The sequence below is a fragment of the Phyllobacterium endophyticum genome, from assembly GCF_003010935.1.
GTDB classification, from domain to species: domain Bacteria; phylum Pseudomonadota; class Alphaproteobacteria; order Rhizobiales; family Rhizobiaceae; genus Phyllobacterium; species Phyllobacterium endophyticum.
Genome location: NZ_PGGN01000003.1, coordinates 53,968 through 77,655 on the forward strand (window position 1 = coordinate 53,968; position 23,688 = coordinate 77,655).

A 23,688-nucleotide genomic window follows, 5' to 3' on the forward strand; every position below is an offset into this window, starting at 1 on the left:
GGGAACAATATAGTGGGCGCCGTTTCTAGTTTTTCCGGGATGTGCTGGCGCGATGTCGCGCTGACGTTTTCCCAACTATGGTTGCGCTGGTTTTTTCCCTGTGTTGACCGAAGTCAAGGAAATTGTGATCACCATAACCGCCGTTATCGTGAATATCGAGGGGGTCTGGCGTGCGGTCCGTAAACGGAATGCCGCCAGAGGGATCATACTGGTAAAAGTATCCCTCCGCGTTTGCTGTCAATGGCAGACTTGTCAGCCCTATCACAGCGATGAAAACCAATGGTTTGATAGACATTTCATCTCTCCTGGAAGTAGTCTTGTCAGCGCTTGATGGGTATTTCGGTCGTGGCAGCCCATTTCATCCAGACCTGGACCCAACGTGAAGGCTCACTAGAGCGTCGGAACCTGGATTCTGTGTCGTGACAAAGGTCAAAGTGATTGGGGATAGCGCCCCAAGCCTCGCGAGGTGGATCAGTGGTAATAACGGCGGTTTTCCAAAGATGTGCTGTCGTCAAATCTCATCAGAAGCCGCTTGTATTGGAAAGGATGGTTGAGACGAACCCAATCCGTCGCTCCATATAGAAATGCGATCTCTACAGCACTATTCAGCTTGACCCTGAGGTCTTCAACAGTCACCAGGCGATTTTGTGTCTGCCCGGCCGCAGGCAACAGCTCTCCTGCTAGTGTTTTGTTTGACATGTCAGTTCCCTTCATCATTCAGACTGCTTACTTCAGCAAATGTCGACGGATCGCCGTTTATCTTGGACAAAGATGGAGGGAACTCGTTTGTTTTGGTATTATACTCACGTATCGTCACGTCAAACATTGGTCCAACGGCAGTTATATCCCTGCCCTCAATTCCGGCCGCCTGATGGTGCTCGCTTCCCTCGGTAATGGCTTTGACTGTATACTCGATCTGCCCCGCTAACCGCTCAGCCAACTTGCTCGAACGAGGTCGTTTGCGCCGCGACGCCCGGCCCTGCCAGGTGCGGAGACGCACATTTGTCAAGTCTCTGATGTCCGCTGGCTCCAGCGCATCCTCGACGTCAGGTAAGGGCTTGTAAGGAGATGGGCGGCGTATACCTGTTCGATACGCCGCGCAGGATCGGTGGCACCACGCCTGTCATGGCAGCTGGGGCTATTTTAAGAACATTGTGATTGTCAAGATGTGACCGATCGCACCGAATATTCCCGGCCTTGTTAACTTTGTGGAAAGCCCATTGGCACCCTTGGCGATCTTCCGGCTTCGAAACACCGATACGCAGCCGCATCGCCGCACTGGACGTCATCCGCTAGCCGGTGTCAGGGAGGATGTTCACTTATAGAAGATGTAGTCAGCCGTGTAACCGGCACGCTGCTCTGACCCGACCGTCGTACACGTGCCGATCGGCCCGGCTCCGCCGGAAGTGTTGATGCGTTGGACAAAACGTACGCCGCCCAGTACCCCCGACGCCGAAGAATTCGCCGACAATAGCAGCCAGGGAATTGCGCCTGGCTTCGGTGCGGGTTCGGTTACCAAGGCCTTGCCGACGGCCTTGGAGCCGTCGCCCGCTTCCCATGTCGGTCCGCCATAGTGCTTGGCGAATGGCCTGCCCTGTGCATCGGTAAGCTCGGCCTCAGGTGCCTTGAAATCCCATTCGCGTGCGGTCCCTTTGACACGGCATACATAGATCTGGACGCCGCTTGCGGCGTACTTGCCTAACAGCGTAGCACCTTGCGGAGGCGCAAGGTCTGCAGGAAAGTCCTGAGCGGCAGCGGAAACCGAAAAAACCGCAAGAGCAGCAAAAGTGAATAGCGAGCGAGTGAACATCATCAAGGAATTCCAATCCGGTGAACGTTGATACGATACCTGCGTCAAAGCTGGCGTGTCATGCCGGCGCCTTTGATGTGAGACCTCTCACTTGGCCACGGCGAATTTTAGGTCCCTGGGAAGAAACCCATGATCGGCAGATCAAGGCACCGAACAACAGGATCGAATGAAAGGTAATTGCAAGTGGCAGCTTCATTTCTATTCCTGACGTCTTCCGCTGTGTAAGAACGAAAGACCGCCCGGTGGGCTTCGGGCGGTCTTTTGCGGACACGGGAGGATGTCCGGGCTTCAGTCGGGGGAAACTGAAGCGTGGTAACCGGGCGAACTACCTCGCCCGGCGGTGTTCGACAGGCGCGGTAGTAGAGGTACAAACAATCAGGCTGATGCGAAAGTATACGTAGGTATGGTTTGCCCAAACACGTGCTATTCTCCAGATCTGGCAGCCCGGGGTCTCGCCACAGCCATTCGCGGTTTCGGGCTTCGGAAGCAGCGCATGTTCGCTGCCATGCTTCATTGACGTCAGGCGGTCTGAGTCGAGATTGCCGTTGTTTTGCCAGGCCGGCTGAACAGGCGGTCGAGGATGATATAAATCACCGGCGTCGAGAACAGGGTGAGAGCCTGGCTCACAACCAGACCGCCCACCACCGCTACTCCAAGCGGCTGCCTTAATTCTGCGCCGGTGCCGAAAGCCAGCATCAAAGGCACCGCCGCAAGCAGGGCGGCAATCGTGGTCATGATGATTGGTCTGAAACGCGTCACCGCCGCCGCATAGATAGCTTCCTCGCTGTCGAGGTGTCGGGTGCGCTGTGCATTGAGGGCAAAGTCCACCATCAGGATACCGTTTTTCTTGACGATGCCGATCAACAGGACCACGCCTATCAGCGCCATGATCGAAAAATCGAGGCCCCAAAGCCAAAGGAGGCCGATCGCCCCGAGTCCGGCTGACGGCAAAGTGGAGAGAATGGTGAGGGGAGTGGAGAAGCTCTCATAGAGAACCCCAAGGATGACATAGACGGCGAAAATGGCGGCCAGTATGAGGTAAGGTTGTGTCGCAAGAGAGTCTTCGAACGCCCGGGCGGTGCCTTGGGTTTTTCCGGTGACGCTGGAAGGAACGCCTAGCTCAGCTTTGAGAGGCTCAATGGCCGCCACGGCGTCTCCAAGCGAGGTTCCGGCCGGCAGATTGAAGGAGATGTTCGCTGCGGGAGACTGTCCCGTCCGCGTGATGAGTAGAGGTCCTGATGTCTGTGATTCAATCTTTGCGACAGAGGAAAGAGGGACCAACGCATTACTGACAGCGGAACGGACATAAAGGGAATTGAGCGCCGAAACTTCCGAGAAATAGGCAGGATCCACTTCGACGATGATCCGGTATTGGTTGAGCTGCGTCTGATATTCGCTGATCTGACGCTGCCCGAAACTGTCATATAGCACGTCGTCGATGGCTTCGACTGATAGTCCGAAGCGGGCCGCGGCAACGCGGTCGATGGTGATGCGCTGCACCCGTGCGCCCAGTTGCATGTCATTGCGGACGTCGCGGAAAACCGGAGATTGACTCATCGCCTGCGTCAGTCGTTGCGTCCATACGGCCAGCTCATGGGGATCCGGGGAGGTCACAACATAGTTGTACTGTGCGCCGCCCCCGCCCACACCTAAATTGATGTCTTGAGCCGAACGCAACTGCACCGCGATTCCAGGCACACCGGCGAGCTTCGAGCGGATGCGTGTTATAAACCCTTCTGAAGATACGTCGCGGTCGCCCCGGTCCTTGAGAACGATCCAAAACCTTCCATTGGCAAGCGATTGGCTGCCTCCGGTTCGGCCGATAGACGTGGTAAAGCGCTGTACAGCTGGATCGTCTTGAATGATCCTGGACAAAACGAGATGCTTCGCGCGCATGTCCTCGTAGGAAATGTCTTCGGAGGCGATCGTGTTCCCCGTTACAAACGCGGTATCCTGAAGCGGAAAGAAACCTTTTGGGACCGCGATGTATGCGGCAACGGTCACGCCGACGGTGACCAAAAAAACAGCGAGCGTCAGCCGCTTATGGCGGAGCGTCAATCGGAGAGCACGGGCGTAACCTTCCACCAACCGGTCGGACAGAGTCGGCTTTCCCCGGGATCGTGCGTGAGCGGGCGCCTTCATGAACTGCGCACATAACATTGGAGCGACAGTGAGCGCGCTGGCGACGGAAATCGCCAGTGAAATAGCCACGGTCAAAGAGAATTCCCGGAACAGGCGTCCGACGATGCCTCCCATGAACAGGAGCGGTGTGAAGGCGGCGACGAGCGAAAGCGATATGGAGATGACGGTGAAACCCACTTCTCGTGCGCCTTCCAGCGCTGCTTCAACAGCACCAGCGCCCAGTTCCATATGCCTGTGGATGTTCTCAACCACAACAATGGCGTCATCGACAACAAAGCCGATAGCGATGACCAGGGCGACAAGCGTCAGATTGTTGAGACTGAAGCCCAAAAGGTACATGACGGCGAACGTTGCGACGATTGAGGTGCCCAGCACGACGGCGACGATCGCGGTGGCCGCTACCTGCCGCAGAAACAGCCCCATCACCCCGACAACGAGAACGAGCGTGATGACCAGCGTCAGTTCGACTTCGTGAAGCGACGAGCGGATGGTTCGCGTACGGTCGTTGAGGACGCTCACCTGAACGTCCGCAGGTAGATCAGCGGTAAGACGCGGCAATGCGGCCTGGATCGCATCGGCGATTTCGATGATGTTGGCGCCAGGTTGCCGCAAGATGATAATGCCCAGCCCAGCTTGCCCGTCGGGCCATGAGCCGACATAGGCATCCTCGGGCCCGACTATGACGTTCGCCACGTCGATCAGCCTGACGGGGGCGCCATTCCGCCATGTGACAACGATGCCCTTATACTCGTCTGCTGTAAAAAGCTGATCGTTCGTTTCGATAGTCAAAACGGCGTCGTTGGAGAAAATAGCGCCCTTTGCCTGGTTAACGCTGGCGCTTTGCACGGCGGTGCGGATGTCAGCGAGCGTGAGGCCATAGGCGGCGAGGCGGTCAGGTTGTGCCTGAATCCGCATCGCAGGCTTCTGCTGGCCGGCGATGAAGACCTGCGCGACGCCACTGATCTGACCGATCTGCCGTCCCAGCTGAGTGTCGGCGATGTCGCTGAGCTCGGTTGTGGGCATGCTCTGGGACGTCACCGCCAAAACCATGACCGGACCGTCGGTCGGGTTGACCTTGCGCCATGTCGGCAGATTTGGCAGGTCCTGTGGAAGGCGTCCCGCGACGCTGTTGATGGCTGCTTGAACTTCCTGGGCTGCGGTATCGATATTCTTGCTGAGATTGAATTGGATAGTGACGTTGGTCTGACCCAGCGCGCTAGTCGAGGTCATTTCGACAATGCCAGGTACGCCCGTAAAGGCTACCTCCAAGGGCGTGGCAACTGAGGACGCCATCGTTTCCGGACTAGCGCCGGGCAAGCTCGCGGTTACCTGAATAGTCGGAAAGTCTGCTTCCGGGAGCGGCGCGACAGGCAGGTTTGGAAGAGCGAACACCCCCATCAGAACGACAGAAATCGTTAGCAGTATTGTTGCCACCGGATGGCGGATGAACCATGCTGAGAAGCTTGTGCTCGAGAGTTTTTCCATGGGAGCGCTCATGAACCGGTTGCTCCCTTCGCTCCCAAAGGATCATCAGCGGCCGCGTTTTGTGACGTGGCTTCAACCTGCGCGCCGGCACTCAGCCGCGAATGACCGTCAACAACTACCGTGTCGCCAGCGGAAATCCCCTCCGAAATAACCGCGATATCGTCATTCGTGTACCCGACCTTGACATCGACCCGCTCCGCGACTTTGTCACGCACACGGTAAACGAAGCTGCCCCCGGGTCCCGGCCTGACGGCGATCTTCGGAACAGCTACTGCATTGTCGCTGTTTCCGGTCTGCACTTTCACCGACACGAATGCGCCGGGCGAAAGTTCCTCGTTGTTGTTGTCGAGGACAGCACGAACCCGCGCAGTGCCCGTCATGCTGTCTATCTGGTTGTCGAATGCGACAATTTTGCCCCGCGCCATAACGGTCTGCTTTTCCCGATCGATTGCCTCGATATCGGCCCCGGCCCCGGTTCGCGAATGCGCGCGGAGCTCCGCGAGGATCTGTTGGGGTACTGAAAAAACCACCGAAATCGGGCTGACCTGCACGACAGAGACCAAGCCGTTGGCATCGGATGAACGGACGGTGTTGCCGGCATCCACCTGGCGAAGCCCAACACGACCGTTCAAGGGCGAATGGATCCGGGTGTAGGAAAGGTTGACTTCGGCCATATCAATGTTGGCCTGATCGATGGCGGTAGTCGCGCGCAACTGGTCCACGACTGCTGTCTGCTGGTCAACAGTCTGCTGCGAAACCGTGTTCTGCTGGCGCAGTGCCTTTGCGCGGCCGAGATCGCTTTCGGCTGACTTGAGCTGTGCTCTGTCACGGGCCAGCTGGGCCTGCGCGGATTCCAGTGCCGCCCGGTAGGGTCGATCGTCAATGGTGGCAAGAAGTTGACCCTTTGCAACGAGGTCGCCCTCGTTGAACACGAGCTGCGTAAGTGCGCCGTCTATCTGGGGTCGGATGAGCGAGCTTTGCAAAGACTGAACGATACCCACAAAGCCGGTCAGGTGGGGCACGCTGCCAGCAGACGCACGGGCCGTCACCACGGGGACCACGGGCTTGCGGGGCGGTGCAATTGGCGACTGACTGGTCGAGGACGACGCAAACAAGGACAAGCCGATTGTGGCCGCAATGGCGACAGTGGAAAGAAGAGCAAGCTTCTTGGGCGTGAAAAAACGGGACGGCTTATATGAAAGGCGAGGCGAGCCGTTCAGAAGGTTAGCCTTTGGACCGGAATTTGTTTTTGCCCGCATCGGGAGCAACCTTTGTTCGCGACAGGATGAGGTTGCAGCGTTTCCATCTTCATGGGACTGGTCCGATTCATTGCGGCGTTCTCCGTCGTCAATGTGGAAGCCTTCTGCGGGAGGCGGGCAAACGGCCGTCAGTTGCCTAGCCATTTTCGGGCCGGAACGTTACTTGCACTTTCAAATGATCAACCCTCGCTGATTTTCCAATACGATGACTCATAGCGGGAGGTTGTCGCAGAGCTGTGCCGTTGCGACCGAATTTTGTCGCTAATTGTATCAACCGTCATCCGGACAGATCCTGCGTGCGACAGGTTTGCCACGGAGCTCGAGGCGCCAGCAGATTGCTGAGCAGCCAGGGGCTCGCGGTCCAGCAAGGCATGATACACTTCGCGACAAGTTTTCGCCGTCCTGACAAACCCCTGCGACAAACCCCGCCTATGCTCAATAGTGCGGGAAACGGGAACGGCTGCCGCAGCTGTTTCGATGGCCTGCCAACAGTTAGGTAAAAACTACAATGAGAGATGCTATGATCAAACACCTGATAACGCTTGCTGCAGCCGTCGGATTAACACTTTCCGCCGGATCAGCGTTTGCCTGCTCCAAGGTCGGTTTGGCGAGTGCCAAGACCGAGAACCCATCGGCGCCTCCCCGGCAGAGCACGGACCAGCAGGCGGGATGTTCTGCCGCCCACACAGCTTGCGTACCCACGGCACCACGAGACGGGTCAACGCAGACCAGCTCACGCGTCGCACCCATGTGAGCAATTGCGATCACGTGCCCTTACAGTTGAATTTGGCTGCGCCCAAAAACTTGGAGAAGCACGATGCCTCATACGGATGAACCCGATTATGTGCGGAATGGCATCGAAGGGACGCGCGAGCTTGGCAAAAAATACCTGATAAGCGTGATAATCTGCGCGCTGCTGCTTGCGCCTGCCTTACTGATGGAAAGGTCCATGTCTGGACCCGGTTCGGCGAACTCCGCCGAAATGACGACGTCGCACTGCAGTTAATATGAAAATGAAGCCACCTGGATGCCCAGATCAGCTGCAGTACCGGCAATTTGCTGACGAACATCATGCCTAGCCTGCACCGATACTCTTTGGATGGATTTGTCTCCTAACCTTGGGTCAGGACACAGTGTCTGGCCGACACCTCCTGACCCGAGGTGAAAGCGTCGAGGCTGTCGATGTGGAATTCACACGCCCCGCCGCTGAAGCCATCGAGGGGACCGGGGATGGCCGGCAGCGTGGGTTATGGCACAAGTCGTTCCCGCTGGACGATCTTATTGCAAGTCCCGGAAGTGGGTTTGGCTTCGATGTCCGCCAATGCAACCGTGATCCCATATTCAAAAAAATCCTCTGGTTATTTACGTTTGGCTTCTAGGGATTGAGATGATCGCTGCCTGTGATTTTGCGGCTTGACGGTGGTCTAAGCACGTCCAGGTCGTCCGCCCCTTCCTGATTGGCCGAGAGTGCGCCGGAGCAAAAGAACGATATGGATGCGGCGGCACGACCTCAAGACGCATTCTGGAAATACAATGAACGCACTGACCATGACCTGGGGCATGGCTGGGCTAAGGGCGCTCGGGGTGATCACCAGGCCTTCCGCTCGGCCGGAGGCCATCTGGGCGCCGATCGGCGTTGTCCCGCTCGTTCCCCCTGGTCTGATCGGTCCGGCCGATGCATGGGCTGGCCGTTACCTCCGACATGAGCGAAATTGGTCGGCCTCGAGCGGGGATGAGGGCATGGCATCGGCCTCAACTACGTCGAGCGTGACCGCCCCAGCCGCCGTAGCATGGGGTGCCTATTTTGGGTGGCTAGACATTGCCCACAGTTCGATGTTGTTCATGGGTTCGGTGTGGACAGCGGCCATCTTCACGATCCTTGCGGTAGTGGAACTCGTAACCGACCAGCTGCCTAGCACGCCGTCCCGCAAGGTTCCGATACAACACACGCATTATTATGGGTGGGCTGAGCGGCGCGACAATTGCAGCGGCCTGGTGGCCCGATCATAATCGGGTTGATCGCAGGGATCATTGGCGCTGTAATAGGGACCTGTGGTGGCGGGGCTGGCCGTGCTTATCTCGCCCATCACTTTGGGCATGACCCTGCCTGCGGCCCTTATCGAGGACGGTTTTGCCATAGCACTCGCGTTTCTAACTATGGCGGCCGTGTCATGAGGGAATATGATGCGATTTTATCGGCGCTGATCGAGCCGGGCAGTTGCTGGCAGCACGCATGGACATGTCGGATCGTTTCTCGTGGGATCGTTGCACACGCCACCTTATTGGAAATACCTCAACAAGCAGCAAATACGAGACCGGAATGCAGCGATAGAAATTCCGGAAGAAAAGCGCCCTGAAAGTATCGCACCCACATTCCTGAAGAGGACTGCCAGTCATGCTCACAGAACCCAAGATCATCACCAAGCCCGCTCAACCTTATGCGGCGATTATCCTCGAGCTGACCCAGCCGGAGATTGCCGAAACGGCCCCGCCGCTTACCGACGATGTTATCCGGTGGGTGAAGGCCAAGGGGGGCAAGATGTCAGGGCCGCCGTTTTTCAACTACGTGGCTTTCGCGCCGGGCGGGCGCATGACCATGCAGGTTGGCATGCCGACGACCACGGTGCTCCCAAGGGACGAGCAGGTGTCGACTGGAACGCTTCCCGGCGGGCGCTACGCGTCGCTGACGCACACAGGGCCCTACCACGAGCTCCATGAAGCTAACATGAAGCTCGGCACCTGGGTAAAGGCGCAAGGCTTGACCCTCGACGGGACGCTGGTGGGGGACTGCTATATCGGGACCAACCGCATCGAGATCTATCGCAAGGACCCCGGCGAGGATCCCTCGGGTGACCCGGTAACCGAGGTTGCTTTCCGGCTCGCGGACTAAGCTTGCTGCCGCCCAAAGTGCGCAGGTGGTCGCAGAGCACGTAGCAACCGCGCCCGGTGGCCCGACGAATGGACGAGCGGGATCCTCACTTAGGTCATACGATGTAACATCGAGGCGCCAAAGAACACGGCATCCGGCAAAAGCCCTTAGAGCCGGCCGACGAGCCTGTCGCCGTCCCCAAGAAAGCCTCTCCCGTGGCCGTCCTACACGGCGTTTCGGGCCTTTCAGGTGCAGGCCGATCGTCCTCAGCCTGGTCGACAGCCATCGAGACCGCGATGGGCGCGTGGCCCGACCAACAGAAAAGGAACACAACAAATGGCAACCACCGGTTCTTTCCACCGCTTCCGGCAACAGCTTCAACGCCACCATCAAGACCCTGAACCACAATGCCGAGGCAACTCTCCGCGCAGTCGAACGCACAACCGAAAAGGATCCTGACTTTCGCATCCTCGCCGGCAACGTCGAGTTCGGCGCAGTTTTGAAAGAAAACCTCGAACGAAGGCCGCGACGACCGCTTGGTCAAGTTCGACGATCCGACCTACGCAACCCTAATCGGGTCGCAGGCGAGGGAGGCCTCTCCCTCAACTGGTCTGGCCGAACCGGGACTAGCATCAACGACGGCGCCGCCGAACGTGAGCTTCTTGGAAGCTGCAACCGTCATTTTCTGGCCAGTCGAAGGGTCGCGATACTCGAGCTCGGGCGATGTCATTCACCTATGATCATTCAAAGTCGAAGATAGCGGCTCTTGGCTTCACCCTTCACCGGTCAAGCCCGAACCGCACACTTCTCGATGCGGCCTTGGCTAAGTCCAGCATCAAACTTCGATGGTTCTATGAAGTAACGCACCGTTCGACGTTCCTTGGTCTTGTCGAAGCCGGGCCTGGCATATCTGTGCTGCCGCAGATGGCAAGGCCCCAAGGGGAACTCCCTTCCTCACTAGCTGCCCGATACGCAATCGGGCAATTCCAAGAACAATCGGCATAGTGAGGCGTGGCGGAGGCACCCTGTCGCCGGCTGCAGAGCGGCCTTCAATATGCTAATTGGTACCTGGTCCGAAAGGTGAGTTCAAGTCTCGCAAGATATGGGTGAATTGGCGTCGAACGCCGACTCTCGAGCCGACTGCCATTAAACGGATGACTTACGACAAATTCATAGTGGCGGTGGGTCATCCTCGGCGCCGGTTCGTACTCCACCTAATTATGATGAGGGTTCGCAAGTCAGCCCGGAAAATGGGCGTACCCGGATGACATTCCATACGGATCAGCGTGCCATCGTGGATGTGGCAGTAGCCTCGACAACTTCATTGGTGCGCAACCCCGTGTCGAAGCTGCGGGTATTGTTGCCCACAATTTGGACCGTGTGACATCCCCCACCGTTGGCTTCATCGTTCCACAACGACGGTGTTCTGGCAGCGATCTCCTTCACGCCGCCATCAGCATGGAAGAGGCATCGAGCTGCGCGGCGTATAGGCGGAAGCTCAGCCCGCCCCATCGATCGAACGGACCAACGTCGTTCGCGCCGAGGTCATGTGGCGGAGGCAAGCGCGCTCGATTTCATGCGCGTCGCCGCTCGACAGAGCGTCGATGTAGGCGAGGTGCTCGCGTATCGCCGCCTCGTTGCGCTGTAGTTCATCTTTCTTGTTCCACTGGTAATGGTAGTGGAAAATCAAGGTAATGACCTCATAGAAATCATCGATGAAGCGGTTCGGAGCAGCGCGGTTTATAAGACGGTGCAGACGATTGTCCAACCGCGAAAAATCGTGGAAGCGCCGGCCTATTTCCAACAGCAACTGTTGGTGCGCGGTCTTGAGTTCGGCAAGTTCGGTCCAAAAGGGCGAGTCATCGGGTAGTTCGGAGAAGAGGACCGCCGAGCGCAGCTCGAACATGACGCGGATCTCGAACAGTTCGAGCGCGTATTCCTCGGTAAATCCCTTGAACAGCCACCCTGAATTCTGCTTTTTCTCGATGAGCCCGAAGCGGCTGAAGCGAATCAGGAATTCTCTGATGCCGTTTGTAGCCACGCCAAACTGCCTCGCCAGCTGCAGTTCATTAATGAGCGTACCCGGCTGGGTGTCCCCGCGCAGCATCCACTCCATGAACTGTTCTTCGACATGCTGGCGTTTTGATGTCGTCTCCGGATCGGGAAAATAGTCGGATTTCAGTATGGGCTTGCCTGCCCTCGGTCGCTTGCCGGTCGCCTGCGTTATACCGCGGGCATCAAGCTCGCTAAGCACCTTGCGCACGGTGGTGCGGCTGACGCCGATCCTTGCCCGGAGAGCGTTTTCGGAGGTTGCGCCGATGTCGACGTCGCCAGCCTCGACCAGTTGCAGCGTTCGGTTGAAAGCTTTCTTGAAAACTGAATCGGGCTTCACAGAATGCGCCTGTCTTTTTTGGCTTGCATATTACTTATAAAAAACAACTTGACCTTCGTCCAGTCCTGTCGCTTTTTATCGATAAGTATACAAGCCCCGGGTTGCATTGTCATCAGGAGGTTGTGTTGACGGGGATGGACGAATCGCTCGAACGAGAAGTCGCTGAACCGCGCTCGGCCGCTGTTGCCAACAGCGAGAACATCGCGGTCGCCGTTGGCCTCAAGCTGCTCGGTGCCGGTGCTGTCCTCATCCTGATCGGGCTGGTTTTGGTTTTAAGCCTCCTGTCGCCATACTTTCTGTCGCCGCGCAATCTCGGCAACATCCTCGCGCAGACCGCGGTGGTCTGCGTCGTCGCCATGGGACAGCATCTGGTCATCCTGACCAAGGGGATCGACCTTTCGGTCGGATCGAACCTCGCACTGGCTTCGGTGCTCGGGGCGCTGAGCTTTCACGCCGGCGCCTCGACGCTGACGGTCGTTGCCGTTATGGTCGTGGCCGGCGCGGCCGTCGGTGCCGTCAATGGCCTGTTTTATGTCTACGGACGTCTGCCGCACCCGTTTATCATCACGTTGGCGACCCTCAGCATCGCTAAAGGCATCGCCCTCCAGCTTGCCGACGGCCGCGCCATTCCAGGGATGCCGCCAGCCATCCGGAGCTTGGGCCAAGAGGCGTTTGCCGGGCTTCCCGGGTCGGTGTTCGTGGTCGCGGGGGTTGCGGGGCTGATGTTTGTCTTGACACAGTCGACGGTCTGGGGCCGCTGGGTGTATGCCGTAGGGGGCAAGGCCGACGCCGCCGTCCGCATGGGCATTCCGGTCTCCGCGGTCCTTGTTTCGACCTATGTCATTTCAGGAACCTGCGCAGGCATAGGAGCCGTACTTCTCGCAGGCCGCACCGATGCTGGATCGCCGCTCTTCGGTAATCTACTGGAGCTCGATACCATAGCCGCGGTCATCATCGGCGGGGCTAGTTTTCTCGGGGGTCGCGGGCACATCGGCCATGCCTTGATCGGCGCGATCATGATCGGCGTGATCCGCAATGCCCTCAATCTCTTGAACGTCGGGGTGTTCTACCAGCTGATCGTCATCGGCGTTGTCATCGTCATCGCCGTCGAAGCGGACGTCCTGCGCAATCATCTCGAGTCCCGCATGCGTGTGCTGCGGGCGGAGACCGGACCATGACGCAGCACCTGCCGGAAGCACACCCCCAACATCCGGTCCTGTCCGTCAGCGGTGCTTGCAAGCGCTTCGGCTCGGTGGTTGCGCTCGATAACGTCAGCATCGACGTCCATCGCGGCGAGATCCTCGCCCTGTTAGGAGATAACGGCGCTGGTAAATCCACGCTTATCAAGTGCATCAGCGGCGTTCACCGGCTGGACGCAGGCGACGTCGTGATAGACGGCGCGGCCAACGTTCTGAGATCGCCCGCCGACGCGCGGTTGGCCGGCATCGAGACTGTGTATCAGGACCTCGCGCTCTTTGACAACCTTACCCCGGCACAGAACTTCTTCGCCGGACGGGAGATCGCGGGTCCTCGGTGGTTCCCGCGCGCCATGCGCTTCCTCAACAAGCGGAAGATGGACGAACAGACGCGCTCTTTGATCCAATCGCTCAACGTGTCGCTGCCCCACCTTGACGCGGTAGTGGCGTTGATGTCCGGCGGACAGCGCCAGGCCATTGCCGTCGCCCGCTCGGCGGTCTTTGCCCGCAAGGTGGTCATCCTGGATGAACCGACCGCGGCGCTTGGCCAGCGCGAATCTCGCAAGGTGCTCGACCTCATCGGGGCGCTGCGCGACCGCGGAAATGCGATCATTTTGATCACCCACAACATGGAGCACGTAACGGAACTAGCCTGTCGAGCCGTGGTGCTCAGACAAGGGCGGAGAGTCGGCGAGCTCGTTCCGACACGCGATAACAAACAGGAACTGGTCTCGATGATCGTAGGGGCTTGAGCCGAAAAAATTGCGGGTTCGAAAGGCGGCCGCGAGGAGCCGCCGCAGGGCTCGTCAAACAGGGAGGAAGCGCGATGAAACTGCAGTTCTTTATAGGACCGGCGCTGGCCGTAGTATTGGCCAACCCGGCGACGGCCGAGAGCGTTAAGATCGGATTGATCACCAAGTTTCCGGTGCCGTTCTATTCAACGATGGAGGAGGCGGCCAAAAAATACGCTGCCGACCACCCGGGTATCGAGCTCCTCACCGGCCAAGGTCAATCGGCGACTGACATAGAGGGTCAGATCGCCCTGATCGAATCGATGGTTACGCAAGGCGTCAAGGGATTGGCCGTCACGCCCGTCGACCCTACCGTCGCGCCGGCGCTTGACAAGGCTGTCGCCGCCGGCATCAAGGTAGTGCTAGTCGACAACAGCATCCCGGGCTGGAAGGGCCAGGCGGCACTGGTGTCCACGAACAACCTCAACGGCGGCAAGATCGCCGGGGAGTTCCTCAAGACCAAGCTCAAGGATGGCGACAAGATCGCCATTCTCGAAGGGGTCCCGGGCGTGCCGGCGCTGGACGAACGCGTCACCGGGATGATGGAGGCTTTGGGCGGCGTCAAGGTCAACGTCGTCGCCAAGGGCGCTACCAACTGCACGCTCGAACTCGGTACCTCCGTCACCGAAGACATCTTGACAGCCAATCCGGATCTGAAGGCGATCTACGCGGCCTGTGGTCCTCCCATCCCCGGAGCCGTCAAGTCGCTGGCCAATGCGAACATTGCCAACGACAAAATCATCCTTGTTGGTTTTGACGCCTGTTGCGGCGAACTGGAAGCGATCAGGGATGGGACAGAAGATGCAAGCGTCGCGCAATTCCCCGCAAAGATGGGAGAGCTCGGCATCGCGACCGTGGTCAAGGCTATTCATGGTGAGCCAGTAGAGGCCAACGTCGACACCGGGGCGGGGCTCGTCACGCGGGAAAACGTCAAGGATTTTGAATAAGCCCGAAGAGCCCGACGGATGTCCGCCGGGCTCTTCCAACGCTTGCCTACGGATCGGCGATAAATGGCGGCGTTTTTCCACCGGCGGCGCGAAGCTGCTGTTCCGTTCGGTCATTCCGGTGCATTGCGTTTCTGTGTGACCGAGGCAGCAATCGTCGCCATGTGCCTCGCGGCACTGGACGGCGCGGCGTGACAGCCGTTATCTCAGACCGGTGGAGGATTTGCTCCCGCCAACGATGCGGCGATCCGGCTGCCGGCGGCGCGGCAAGGTGTGCCGCTGGTCGCCGCCATCGACAATAACACGCAGGGCAATGTTTACGCCGAGCGTCTCAAAGCGATCGCCACTGAGATAGAGTGCGATTTCGAGCGCATTCGTCCGGATCGTGAGGACTGGAACCAGGATCTTCGTGCTCAGCTGCGCGCGAATTCGAGAAGCGGGCGGATGTCGTGGTTGTCCGCGGCCTGAAGTGCCGCGACGTAGCCCGTGCGCAATTCGCCCACGTCGCCAAGGCTGCCGCTGCCCCAACTGAAGGGCTTTTCGCCCAGTTTCTCCACGAGCAGATCAGCCGCCATACGCGCGTGGCGTCCATTGCCATTCGGGAACGGATGGATAGCTACCAGACGGTGGTGAAACCGGATTGCGATTTCGTCCGGTGCAAAGGTTTGATGCTCGACCCAGTACCGGATGTCATCGAGCAAGGCCGCGAGCTCAACCGGGATTCGGTAGGCCTGGATGCCGATATTGCGCTCCGTCGTGCGGAAACTGCCGGCCCATTGCCAGACGTCGCCGAACATGCGCCGGTGCAATGTGCTCATAAAATCTTTGGTCAGCATACGGTCGACCGGCATGCGCCGCCGGCCGCGGGCCCAGGCTGCGCCATCGACGATGTTTTCCTGCTCGGCCTCATTGAGATCCTGCCTGTGGGTGATCCAGCTTTGGAGCAGGCCCTCGCGTTCCTGCGGCTCGAGCGGTGTTGCATCCTCGGGTTCTTGGAAGAGATCGGTCATTGTTCTGACCAAAGGTCCCGCTCGGTCAGCCGGTCGCGGATATAGGCCTGGACGCGAGCTTCAAGATCGGCATCGTCCGTTCCCTGCGCTTCCAGCCGCATCGTATGGGCGACGCGTTTGAGCTCGCGCAGCGCGATCTTGCGGGCACGTTCGTTGACGGCAGTCTCAAGCGAGGCGTTCGGGACCAGAGCATAGACGAGGGTGCAATCGAGCGCTTCGGCCGCGCGGCGCAGCGTGCTGAGTTGGATCGTGCCAGACGCTTCCGACTTCTCGATTGCTTCCACCGTCTGCGGCCGGATCCCCATCCGCGCGCCCAGTTGCGCGCCGGTCATGCCGAGCGCATCGCGCAAGGCCCGAACCCATCCTTTTGGCGGCGCCCTAAAACCCTCCGCCGGCTGCAGGACGCGAAGACGTTCGTCAAGCCGTTTTCGCGCTCGCTTGCGTGCCTCGCCCTTCATCGTCGTTTCCTTATCTTATTTAAGCAGACTACAGGCTGATCTGAATACAAAACTATCAGTCGGAAGATTGAGTTTCAATCACAAAATTAAGCCTGTAGTATGAATGCACTCAAAATGAAAACAGTCTGTGCTCTGATCCATTCAGCAATGCATAGACGCAGGAGAAGGAAGAAAAGATGGAAAAGGAGCAGACCAACAAAGAAAACGGCTGCCGCATGCCGGTCGGCCCCGTCCAGGTAAAGCCTCGCTTGGCCGAGACCGGCTGTCGCTTTGCTCTTAAAGGGGTTCATCCTCAATTTCTGTGATTCAGCGGCAGCATTCTTGCCCTCATCAGTTCTGGGCCGGCGCGACCGTACATTGCTCGCTTCAGCATCTTGAGACGATTGATCTGTCCTTCGGCCTGACCGTTGCTCCAAGGGAGTTCGATTGCATTTTTGACGGCATCAATATCCCGGCGCAAAACGCTGGCGAAACGCATGATCGCCGTGAGTTCGGTGTCAATGGCATCATCGATCCATCCATCCAGTGCCGCCGAATTCCTGCTGCGCAAGATGCCGTTGAAGCGCATGGCCAAGTCACGCATTGTGGCGAACACTGTCGAGCCCTGCTTCAAAGCATTGACCTTTTTGGTCTGAAGATCTGTCAGCAGGCAGCGCGGTTTTATGCACAAAGCTGCGGCCACCACAGACGAAATCACATGACCGGTATCAGGATCGCGGACGGGCTCTGAAACATGCACATCTAGAGGCGGGTCGTCGGGTTGGATGTTTTCGGCTTCACGCCACACCTTCAACAGGCGCTCCAGATTGGAACGGCTACCCGTGTAGCCGCGGTTTTTGATATCGTGAAATAGATGGCGCCCCAGGCGGTTTCCATTGTTCCAGCATTCAGCCAGAAAAGTTTCAAAATACAACGGCGATGTCGGATTCAATGCTGCCCGGTTTCTGTCTCGAGGTGCGTTAGAAGTGAGCCAATTCGCGATGCTGCGGCGCTCGTATCCGGTCCGCCTTGCAATCTCGCTGTAGGTGAGGCCCTGCTGGCGCAAAGCTTGAAGCGTGGCAAATATTTCCTGACGGGATTGTCTGTGCTGCAAGCGGGCTCGGCGATGTTGTGCCGTAGCGCTGGCGATCGCATCTTCGGAGAGAATGGATCTAACATGGGCGTGGCCATAAACGCTCATCTGTTCCTTGATCGCCGCCCTGAGATTTTGGACCAGATGAAAACGGTCAGCCACCTGGCGGGCCTGCGGTGGGCCCTCCCGGGCCGCGGTGACAAAAAGCGCATCTGAATATCCCTTTACTGTCGCTGAACTCCCTATTGCTAACGACAGTTGACGTTTGATTTCTGGATCAGATATTGCCGATGACAAGTGTCAAATTCTAGGTCAGATTCAGGAGCGATGACCATCAACACGGACGGCCGACTTGGGCCGGCAGCGGACCATCCGGTCTTGGGATCGAACTCTACGGAAAGCGACGTTCGGCCGCGTGCCCGAAATCAGCCTTCGTGATGAAGATAGCCAACGGCTGAGGTCAGCCATGTGAATCGGGACCTGTCCGAGTTCAGGATGAGGTTGATCGGCTGATCTGGGGAGAAAACCGTTTCAGACTTCGTCAGATATCTTCGGCCTTGATAGCGCAGATGGCAACGAGTGATCATATTATCCCCCACGTAGACAAAAGACCGCCGGGGTTTTTTAGCACTCCTATCATTCGAGTGCCAATGAGGGTATGAAGGCATGTGAGCCACATTGTCTGGCTGCAGAAAGAGTTCCCCATGAAATTCCGGCCACTTCACGACCGCGTCGTCATTCGACGCTCTGAAGGCGATATCAAATCCAAGGGCGGGATCATTATTCCCGACACTGCCAAGGAAAAACCGCAGGAAGGCACAGTGATTGCGGTGGGACCGGGAGCCCGTGATGAAAGCGGCGCCCTGATTGCACTCGATGTCAAGGCAGGCGATGCCGTTCTGTTCGGCAAATGGTCCGGTGCCGAAGTTAAGATTGACGGCGACGATCTCCTGATCATGAAGGAGACGGACATCATGGGCATCGTCGAGACCCTGTAGGCGGAACGAAGAATGCCCTTACGGGCAATTGCCGCACTTCTCAACTTCAAGAACGAACTGGACGAACAACATGTCTGCCAAAGAAATCAAATTTTCCACCGATGCCCGCGACCGGATCCTTCGCGGTGTCGAAATACTGAACAACGCCGTCAAGGTGACGCTGGGCCCAAAGGGACGCAATGTCATCATTGACCGCTCTTTTGGTGCGCCGCGCATAACCAAAGACGGCGTAACAGTCGCCAAGGAAATCGAGCTTGCCGACAAGTTCGAGAACATGGGCGCACAGATGGTGCGCGAAGTCGCGTCAAAGACCAATGACCTCGCCGGCGACGGAACCACCACGGCGACGGTGTTGGCCGCCTCGATTTTGCGCGAGGGTGCAAAGCTAGTTGCCGCCGGCTTGAATCCCATGGATCTAAAGCGCGGCATCGATCTTGCCGTGGCTGCTGTCGTCACCGACATTCAGGCGCGGGCAAAGAAGGTCAAAACTTCAGAAGAGATTGCCCAGGTCGGAACCATTGCCGCCAATGGCGATGCCACCGTTGGTGAGATGATTGCCAAGGCCATGAAGAAGGTTGGCAATGAGGGTGTTATTACCGTTGAAGAGGCAAAGACCGCCGACACCGAACTCGAAGTTGTCGAAGGGATGCAGTTCGATCGCGGTTATCTCTCGCCCTATTTCGTCACCGATGCCGAAAAGATGCGGGTCGAACTGGAGGACGCCTATATTCTCCTTCACGAAAAGAAGCTCGGCAATCTGCAGGCCTTGCTGCCGATCCTCGAAGCGGTGGTCCAGGGCGGCAAACCGCTTTTGATTATCTCCGAGGATGTTGAAGGCGAAGCATTGGCAACCCTTGTCGTCAACAAGTTGCGCGGCGGTCTCAAAGTCGCAGCGGTCAAGGCTCCTGGCTTCGGCGATCGTCGCAAGGCAATGCTGGAAGATATTGCGATCCTTACCGGCGGTCAGCTGATTTCCGAAGATCTCGGCATCAAGCTTGAGAATGTCACGATCGACATGCTCGGGCGGGCAAAACGCCTCCTCATCGACAAGGAAACCACCACGATCGTCGAGGGTGCAGGCGACAAGGCCGCCATCGCAGCGCGGGTCCAGCAGATCAAAGCGCAGATCGAAGAAACCACTTCAGACTATGACAAGGAAAAGCTGCAGGAGCGACTGGCAAAACTTGCCGGTGGCGTTGCGGTGATCCGTGTGGGTGGTGCAACCGAAACCGAGGTCAAGGAAAAGAAGGACCGCATTGACGATGCGCTGAACGCCACGCGTGCTGCGGTGGAAGAGGGCGTTGTTCCAGGCGGCGGTGTCGCGCTGTTGCGTGCCAAGGCATCCTTGGCTGCCCTTACCGGTGGAAATGCCGACGTGACCGCCGGTATTTCGATTGTGCTGCAAGCGCTTGAAGCGCCGATCCGACAGATTGCCGAAAATTCCGGTGTCGAAGGTTCGATCGTTGTCGGCAAACTTTTGGACAGCAAGAAACCCAATCAGGGGTTCGACGCGCAGACAGAACTTTATGTCAATATGATTGAGGCTGGCATCGTCGATCCGGCTAAAGTAGTCCGCACAGCCCTTCAGGATGCGGGCTCGATTGCCGGGCTTTTGATCACAGCGGAAGCCATGATCGCCGATATTTCACCCTCGGCAGCACTCGGAATGAATGACGCAAGAAGTACTGGATAATAAATCCCAGTTCCCGGTATCATGGCATCGCGTCAAACTTTTGGCGCGATGTTTGCCCATTACAAACATCGCGATTGAATTCCTGGAAGCTCGAATAAAGCGGTTTAGTCTAGGAGTGAGCCTTCCTCATGGTGCTACGACAGAGCCAGGAATTCGTCCGATTTGGGGTGCGTTCATAGCGTCGAAAAGCCGACACTAGAGGCGCCGACGGCGTTTTGCGGCAGCGACGATCGCGCCATCCGACACCCTTCCGGTCGAGGGCCGATTTTTCGGAAAGCCTTATCACCACGAACACATCATAAAGGCCGTACGAGAGATGGGATTGATGAATTGATGGAGGTGGCCATATAGCGACTTGAGGGGCGTGTGAATGCGGATGCTGTCGATCGCTATGTTGACGATGGTCAATGTGGAATATAAAGCGGAAGCGTTTGCAGCAGCCGTCTGGCGGTCTCCCCTTACTTGATTTCAATGAAATGGATTCGATCGACGTGGTCACGCGTAAAAAACAATCTGTCGTGAAAACCGGCATTGCCGGCCTGGATGAAATCCTCCGAGGCGGCTTGCCTTCTTCCAATTTTTACATCCTGCAAGGTGCTCCCGGATCGGGCAAGACAACTGCAGCGCTACAGTTCCTGCTCGCGGGCGTCGATGCCGGGGAACGCTGCCTTTACGTCAGTCTCTCCCAGACCGCGGCAGAGCTTGAATCGATCGCCATTTCTCACGGCTGGAGCCTCAAGGGTATCAGAGTTGAAGAGTTGTCGGCGTCCGATGCTGTGAATGGCGCTTCGGATCAAACGATCTTTCAAACCACGGAGCTCCGGCTCGACGAAACCCGGAAAGCCGTTGAGCAGGCAGTTGAAGATCACAAGCCCCACAGGCTTGTCTATGACTCGCTTCTGGAAATCCGCCTCATCACAGGAGATTCCCCGCGCTTTAGACGAGAACTGTTGGGTTTTAAGTCTTTCTTGGCGCAGCGGCAGGTGGTGGCCTTGCTACTGGATACACAGACGAACGGCTCAATTGAGCGCAGCGGCGAGGAGGTCGAGGGGATTGCCCATGGTGTCATCCGCTTCGACAAATCGCTCGAGGAATATGGCGGGGTCCGTCGCCGGGTGGAGGTAAGCAAGATGCGCGGTGTTCCCGTTGCCGACGGCTATCATGATATGGCCATACGGGAAGGAGAGGGGGTTATCATCTACCCCAGGATAATTCCCGGGGCGGCATCCGAAACAGTCAAACCGCAGCTGATCAAGTCGGGCGTTACAGCCCTCGATGAAATGTTTGGCGGCGGACAGGAGTCGGGAACGACGACGCTTGTTATCGGCCAGTCGGGGACCGGCAAATCGACCATGTCATCGCTCTACGCGACAGCTGCATTGAAACGGGGCGAGAGCGTTGCGCTTTTTCTGTTTGAGGAAAGATTGGAAACGTTTTTCCGGCGTTCCGAGGGACTTGGCATGGACCTGCGCCAGTTCCACAAGGATGGCCAGCTGATCATACGGGATTTCAACCCCAACGAGATATCGCCCGGTGAATTTGGCAAGATCGCGCAAGAGGTGGTCACCCGGGAGAAGTCGCGCGTTGTTGTGATCGACAGCTTCACCGGATATCTGAATTCACTGCCACACCGCGAGAAGGCAGTGCGCGATATCCAGTCTTTGCTGAAATATCTCGCCCGTTCGGGCGTACTGACCATGTTGATCGTCGCGCAACACGGTTTGCTTGGGCAAAATGTTGGCATTGACGTCGATGTCAGCTTCCTTGGAGACACGGTCCTGCTTCTCAGAATTTCCGAGCACGAAGGAAAGCTCAGACGCAGCATTACGGTCGTCAAGAAACGGCACGGTCCGCATGACCTGGACGTCAGGGAGCTCCTGATCGAAAGTTCGGGCGTTACCGTTGTTGCGTACAACCCCCTGCCAGAGGCGTAATGGACGCCAGCAATCACAGCGAACTGGACTGGGTGCTTGTCCTGGCCCCCTACAGGAAAGACGCAGCCTATATCGAGATGTTGCTCGTGGAGCATGGCATGGTCGTCAGGGCCTGTGCCGATACGGAGGATCTAGTGCGGTTGCTTCCGCAATCGCCGGGCGTGATCATTGCCACCCACGAGTCGCTGAATCCCCCGACGATCGAGGCCATCGCAAACCATTTGACCACCCAGCCAAACTGGTCGGACTTGCCAATTTTTGTGCTGTTGGATCGATCCGCACAGCAGTCGCGAATCCGAGCGGAATTGGACAGGCGATGGCCACGGTCACGCCAACTTTTCATTCAAAGACCCGTCGCTTCCCTGGAGCTTGTGAGCGGCATTCAGTCTGCTCTCCTTGTCCGGTTGCGCCAGCGGGAAGTCAGAGACTCCATAGAGCGGGAAAGGGAACTTCGTTTCGAACTCAACCACCGCGTCAAGAATATCCTTGCCAGTGTGACATCGATTTTTCGCATGACCCGCCGCGGTTCGGACACGATCGACGCTCTTACCGCAGATTTTGAAGGCCGCCTGAGCGCGCTAGCCAACGTCCACTCCGCAGTATTCGAAGCAGGGGGCGACGCCGTCGCACTGAGAGACATAATAAACTTCACTCTGGAGCCTTATCGTGCCGACGGGACTAATAGGTTTTATGTCGAAGGGCCTGATCTGATGCTCACCCGCGACGCGGGGACAACCCTGGCGTTATGCCTGCATGAACTTGTGACAAACGCCATCAAGTATGGTGCGCTTTTAACCCCCGAGGGGAGGGTAAGCGTGGTCTGGGAAATTTCTCCCACCGACACACAGACGGTGACCCTTGAGTGGGCCGAGACCGGGGGGCCGGTTGTCGCGCCGCCGACGAGGGCGGGTTACGGAACCAGATACGTGCGTGCGGCGCTGGCTGCCGTCTTTGGAGAAAAGCCCCTTGTGACTTTTGATCCTGCCGGCCTGCGGTGCGTTGTCAGTGGACCGCTTTCGAAGGTTTCACCAAGAGACTGAACCCGTGCCTCCGCCGAGTGCCGCCTCGCGGTTGCGATTTTTTGCGAGAGCTCACGTTTCATCACCTTGGAGCGTGCGACGGTCTCTATACATGGCACGTTGTGATTGGCTGCGTGGTCTCGCTGGCACTATCCATTTCATCAACGTAGCACCTCGACTTCGGCGTAATGTACACAGTCTACAAAGCATATCTGGACGTTTAGCCAAATGTGGCTGGCGTCTCGTTTTGGCGCAACCGCGACCTCAGCGTGGTCGTCGGCAATGTCTGCTTTCAGGCGGTGGCAAAACTCACCTCAACGGCCGACATGAGGGCGCAAAGCAGAAAACGAAGTGCACAACGATGCAGACAGTGTCATACATGAACAGCTGGAAAACTATTTGTACCTCGCAACATGCTACACGGGATCTGACCGGAGGGCGCTCGACGCCTTCGCATCGGAGCTATCGGCCTTAGCCGGCCTTTGTCCGCCCCGCATTACAATCGGGCCGGCACCTTCCTCTTGGTCGACGATCAAACCGATATATAACCGTGATTAGTACCGGATGCCGGCTCTATAAGCGTTTCGGTGAACCGCAGTCGCTGCGAGATGGCAAG

General features: G+C 57.7%; 20 protein-coding genes and 3 pseudogenes. 14 read left to right on the top strand and 9 right to left on the bottom strand.

Going from position 1 to position 23,688, the window contains the following annotated elements:
- Nucleotides 1–25: 25 nt before the first annotated feature.
- From CU100_RS14440 to CU100_RS14465, 5 genes are all read right to left on the bottom strand, one after another.
- Nucleotides 26–295, bottom strand: a complete 270-nt coding sequence (locus CU100_RS14440; RefSeq protein ID WP_106717330.1) for a hypothetical protein — start codon at nucleotides 293–295, stop codon at nucleotides 26–28.
- Between the two features lie 176 nt (nucleotides 296–471).
- The gene (locus CU100_RS14445; RefSeq protein ID WP_106717331.1) at nucleotides 472–699 is read right to left on the bottom strand and encodes a hypothetical protein; all 228 of its coding nucleotides are present in this window, start codon (nucleotides 697–699) and stop codon (nucleotides 472–474) included.
- A gap of 616 nt (nucleotides 700–1,315) precedes the next feature.
- Nucleotides 1,316–1,813: a DUF3455 domain-containing protein gene (locus CU100_RS14455; protein WP_106717333.1), complete on the bottom strand. Its 498-nt coding sequence runs from the start codon at nucleotides 1,811–1,813 to the stop codon at nucleotides 1,316–1,318.
- Between the two features lie 516 nt (nucleotides 1,814–2,329).
- Complete coding sequence (locus CU100_RS14460; protein ID WP_245419036.1) at nucleotides 2,330–5,449, bottom strand: efflux RND transporter permease subunit; 3,120 nt, start codon at nucleotides 5,447–5,449, stop codon at nucleotides 2,330–2,332.
- Nucleotides 5,446–6,696 carry an efflux RND transporter periplasmic adaptor subunit gene (locus CU100_RS14465; RefSeq protein ID WP_170113842.1) on the bottom strand — a complete coding sequence of 417 codons (1,251 nt, stop codon included), beginning with the start codon at nucleotides 6,694–6,696 and terminating at the stop codon, nucleotides 5,446–5,448. The genes CU100_RS14460 and CU100_RS14465 overlap by 4 nt, the downstream gene beginning before the upstream one ends.
- Nucleotides 6,697–7,513: 817 nt before the next feature.
- Here CU100_RS14465 and CU100_RS14470 point away from each other — a divergent pair.
- The 5 genes and pseudogenes from CU100_RS14470 to CU100_RS27255 all read left to right on the top strand — a co-directional run.
- On the top strand, nucleotides 7,514–7,702 hold the full coding sequence (locus tag CU100_RS14470; protein ID WP_106717335.1) for a hypothetical protein: 189 nt from the start codon (nucleotides 7,514–7,516) through the stop codon (nucleotides 7,700–7,702).
- A 734-nt stretch (nucleotides 7,703–8,436) separates the two neighbouring features.
- Nucleotides 8,437–8,871: pseudogene (locus tag CU100_RS14480) on the top strand (DUF4126 domain-containing protein).
- 220 nt (nucleotides 8,872–9,091) lie between these two features.
- Complete coding sequence (locus tag CU100_RS14485) at nucleotides 9,092–9,586, top strand: GyrI-like domain-containing protein (protein ID WP_106717337.1); 495 nt, start codon at nucleotides 9,092–9,094, stop codon at nucleotides 9,584–9,586.
- 283 nt (nucleotides 9,587–9,869) lie between these two features.
- Complete coding sequence (locus CU100_RS14490; protein WP_245419037.1) at nucleotides 9,870–10,325, top strand: DUF736 family protein; 456 nt, start codon at nucleotides 9,870–9,872, stop codon at nucleotides 10,323–10,325.
- Nucleotides 10,326–10,339: 14 nt separating this feature from the next.
- Nucleotides 10,340–10,649: pseudogene (locus CU100_RS27255) on the top strand (LysR substrate-binding domain-containing protein); the annotation flags it as partial.
- A 414-nt stretch (nucleotides 10,650–11,063) separates the two neighbouring features.
- Here the strand turns inward: CU100_RS27255 and CU100_RS14500 are convergent.
- The gene (locus CU100_RS14500) at nucleotides 11,064–11,957 is read right to left on the bottom strand and encodes a GntR family transcriptional regulator (RefSeq protein WP_106717338.1); all 894 of its coding nucleotides are present in this window, start codon (nucleotides 11,955–11,957) and stop codon (nucleotides 11,064–11,066) included.
- A 134-nt stretch (nucleotides 11,958–12,091) separates the two neighbouring features.
- On the opposite strand from CU100_RS14500, the gene CU100_RS14505 reads away from it, so the two are divergent.
- The 5 genes from CU100_RS14505 (at nucleotide 12,092) to CU100_RS27260 (ending at nucleotide 15,356) form a co-directional block, all read left to right on the top strand.
- Nucleotides 12,092–13,135: an ABC transporter permease gene (locus tag CU100_RS14505; protein WP_106717339.1), complete on the top strand. Its 1,044-nt coding sequence runs from the start codon at nucleotides 12,092–12,094 to the stop codon at nucleotides 13,133–13,135.
- Nucleotides 13,132–13,905 carry an ATP-binding cassette domain-containing protein gene (locus CU100_RS14510; protein ID WP_106717340.1) on the top strand — a complete coding sequence of 258 codons (774 nt, stop codon included), beginning with the start codon at nucleotides 13,132–13,134 and terminating at the stop codon, nucleotides 13,903–13,905. The genes CU100_RS14505 and CU100_RS14510 overlap by 4 nt, the downstream gene beginning before the upstream one ends.
- Before the next feature lie 74 nt (nucleotides 13,906–13,979).
- Nucleotides 13,980–14,891, top strand: a complete 912-nt coding sequence (locus tag CU100_RS14515; protein ID WP_106717341.1) for a sugar ABC transporter substrate-binding protein — start codon at nucleotides 13,980–13,982, stop codon at nucleotides 14,889–14,891.
- Between the two features lie 63 nt (nucleotides 14,892–14,954).
- Nucleotides 14,955–15,083 (top strand): hypothetical protein, encoded by a 129-nt coding sequence (locus tag CU100_RS27500; RefSeq protein ID WP_280951611.1) that lies wholly within the window; start codon nucleotides 14,955–14,957, stop codon nucleotides 15,081–15,083.
- Nucleotides 15,084–15,161: 78 nt separating this feature from the next.
- Nucleotides 15,162–15,356: a toprim domain-containing protein gene (locus tag CU100_RS27260; RefSeq protein ID WP_245419039.1), complete on the top strand. Its 195-nt coding sequence runs from the start codon at nucleotides 15,162–15,164 to the stop codon at nucleotides 15,354–15,356.
- Here the strand turns inward: CU100_RS27260 and CU100_RS14525 are convergent.
- The 3 genes and pseudogenes from CU100_RS14525 to CU100_RS14540 form a co-directional block, all read right to left on the bottom strand.
- Entirely contained in the window at nucleotides 15,302–15,898 is a 597-nt protein-coding gene (locus CU100_RS14525; protein ID WP_106717342.1) for a mobile mystery protein B, read from the bottom strand. The two genes, CU100_RS27260 and CU100_RS14525, sit on opposite strands and share 55 nt — an antisense overlap.
- Nucleotides 15,895–16,356, bottom strand: a complete 462-nt coding sequence (locus tag CU100_RS14530) for a mobile mystery protein A (protein ID WP_106717343.1) — start codon at nucleotides 16,354–16,356, stop codon at nucleotides 15,895–15,897. The genes CU100_RS14525 and CU100_RS14530 overlap by 4 nt, the downstream gene beginning before the upstream one ends.
- A 292-nt stretch (nucleotides 16,357–16,648) precedes the next feature.
- A pseudogene (locus CU100_RS14540) lies at nucleotides 16,649–17,635 on the bottom strand (transposase); the annotation flags it as partial.
- Nucleotides 17,636–18,132: 497 nt separating this feature from the next.
- Between CU100_RS14540 and CU100_RS14545 the strand changes: the two are divergent.
- The 4 genes from CU100_RS14545 (at nucleotide 18,133) to CU100_RS14560 (ending at nucleotide 23,093) form a co-directional block, all read left to right on the top strand.
- Nucleotides 18,133–18,426, top strand: a complete 294-nt coding sequence (locus CU100_RS14545; RefSeq protein WP_106717345.1) for a co-chaperone GroES — start codon at nucleotides 18,133–18,135, stop codon at nucleotides 18,424–18,426.
- 70 nt (nucleotides 18,427–18,496) lie between these two features.
- Nucleotides 18,497–20,119, top strand: coding sequence for a chaperonin GroEL (gene groL, locus CU100_RS14550; protein ID WP_106717346.1), 1,623 nt, complete (start codon nucleotides 18,497–18,499; stop codon nucleotides 20,117–20,119).
- Between the two features lie 491 nt (nucleotides 20,120–20,610).
- Complete coding sequence (locus CU100_RS14555) at nucleotides 20,611–22,053, top strand: ATPase domain-containing protein (protein ID WP_170113885.1); 1,443 nt, start codon at nucleotides 20,611–20,613, stop codon at nucleotides 22,051–22,053.
- Complete coding sequence (locus CU100_RS14560) at nucleotides 22,053–23,093, top strand: sensor histidine kinase (protein WP_106717347.1); 1,041 nt, start codon at nucleotides 22,053–22,055, stop codon at nucleotides 23,091–23,093. Before CU100_RS14555 ends, CU100_RS14560 begins: the two co-directional genes overlap by 1 nt.
- The last annotated feature ends 595 nt before the right edge of the window (nucleotides 23,094–23,688 follow it).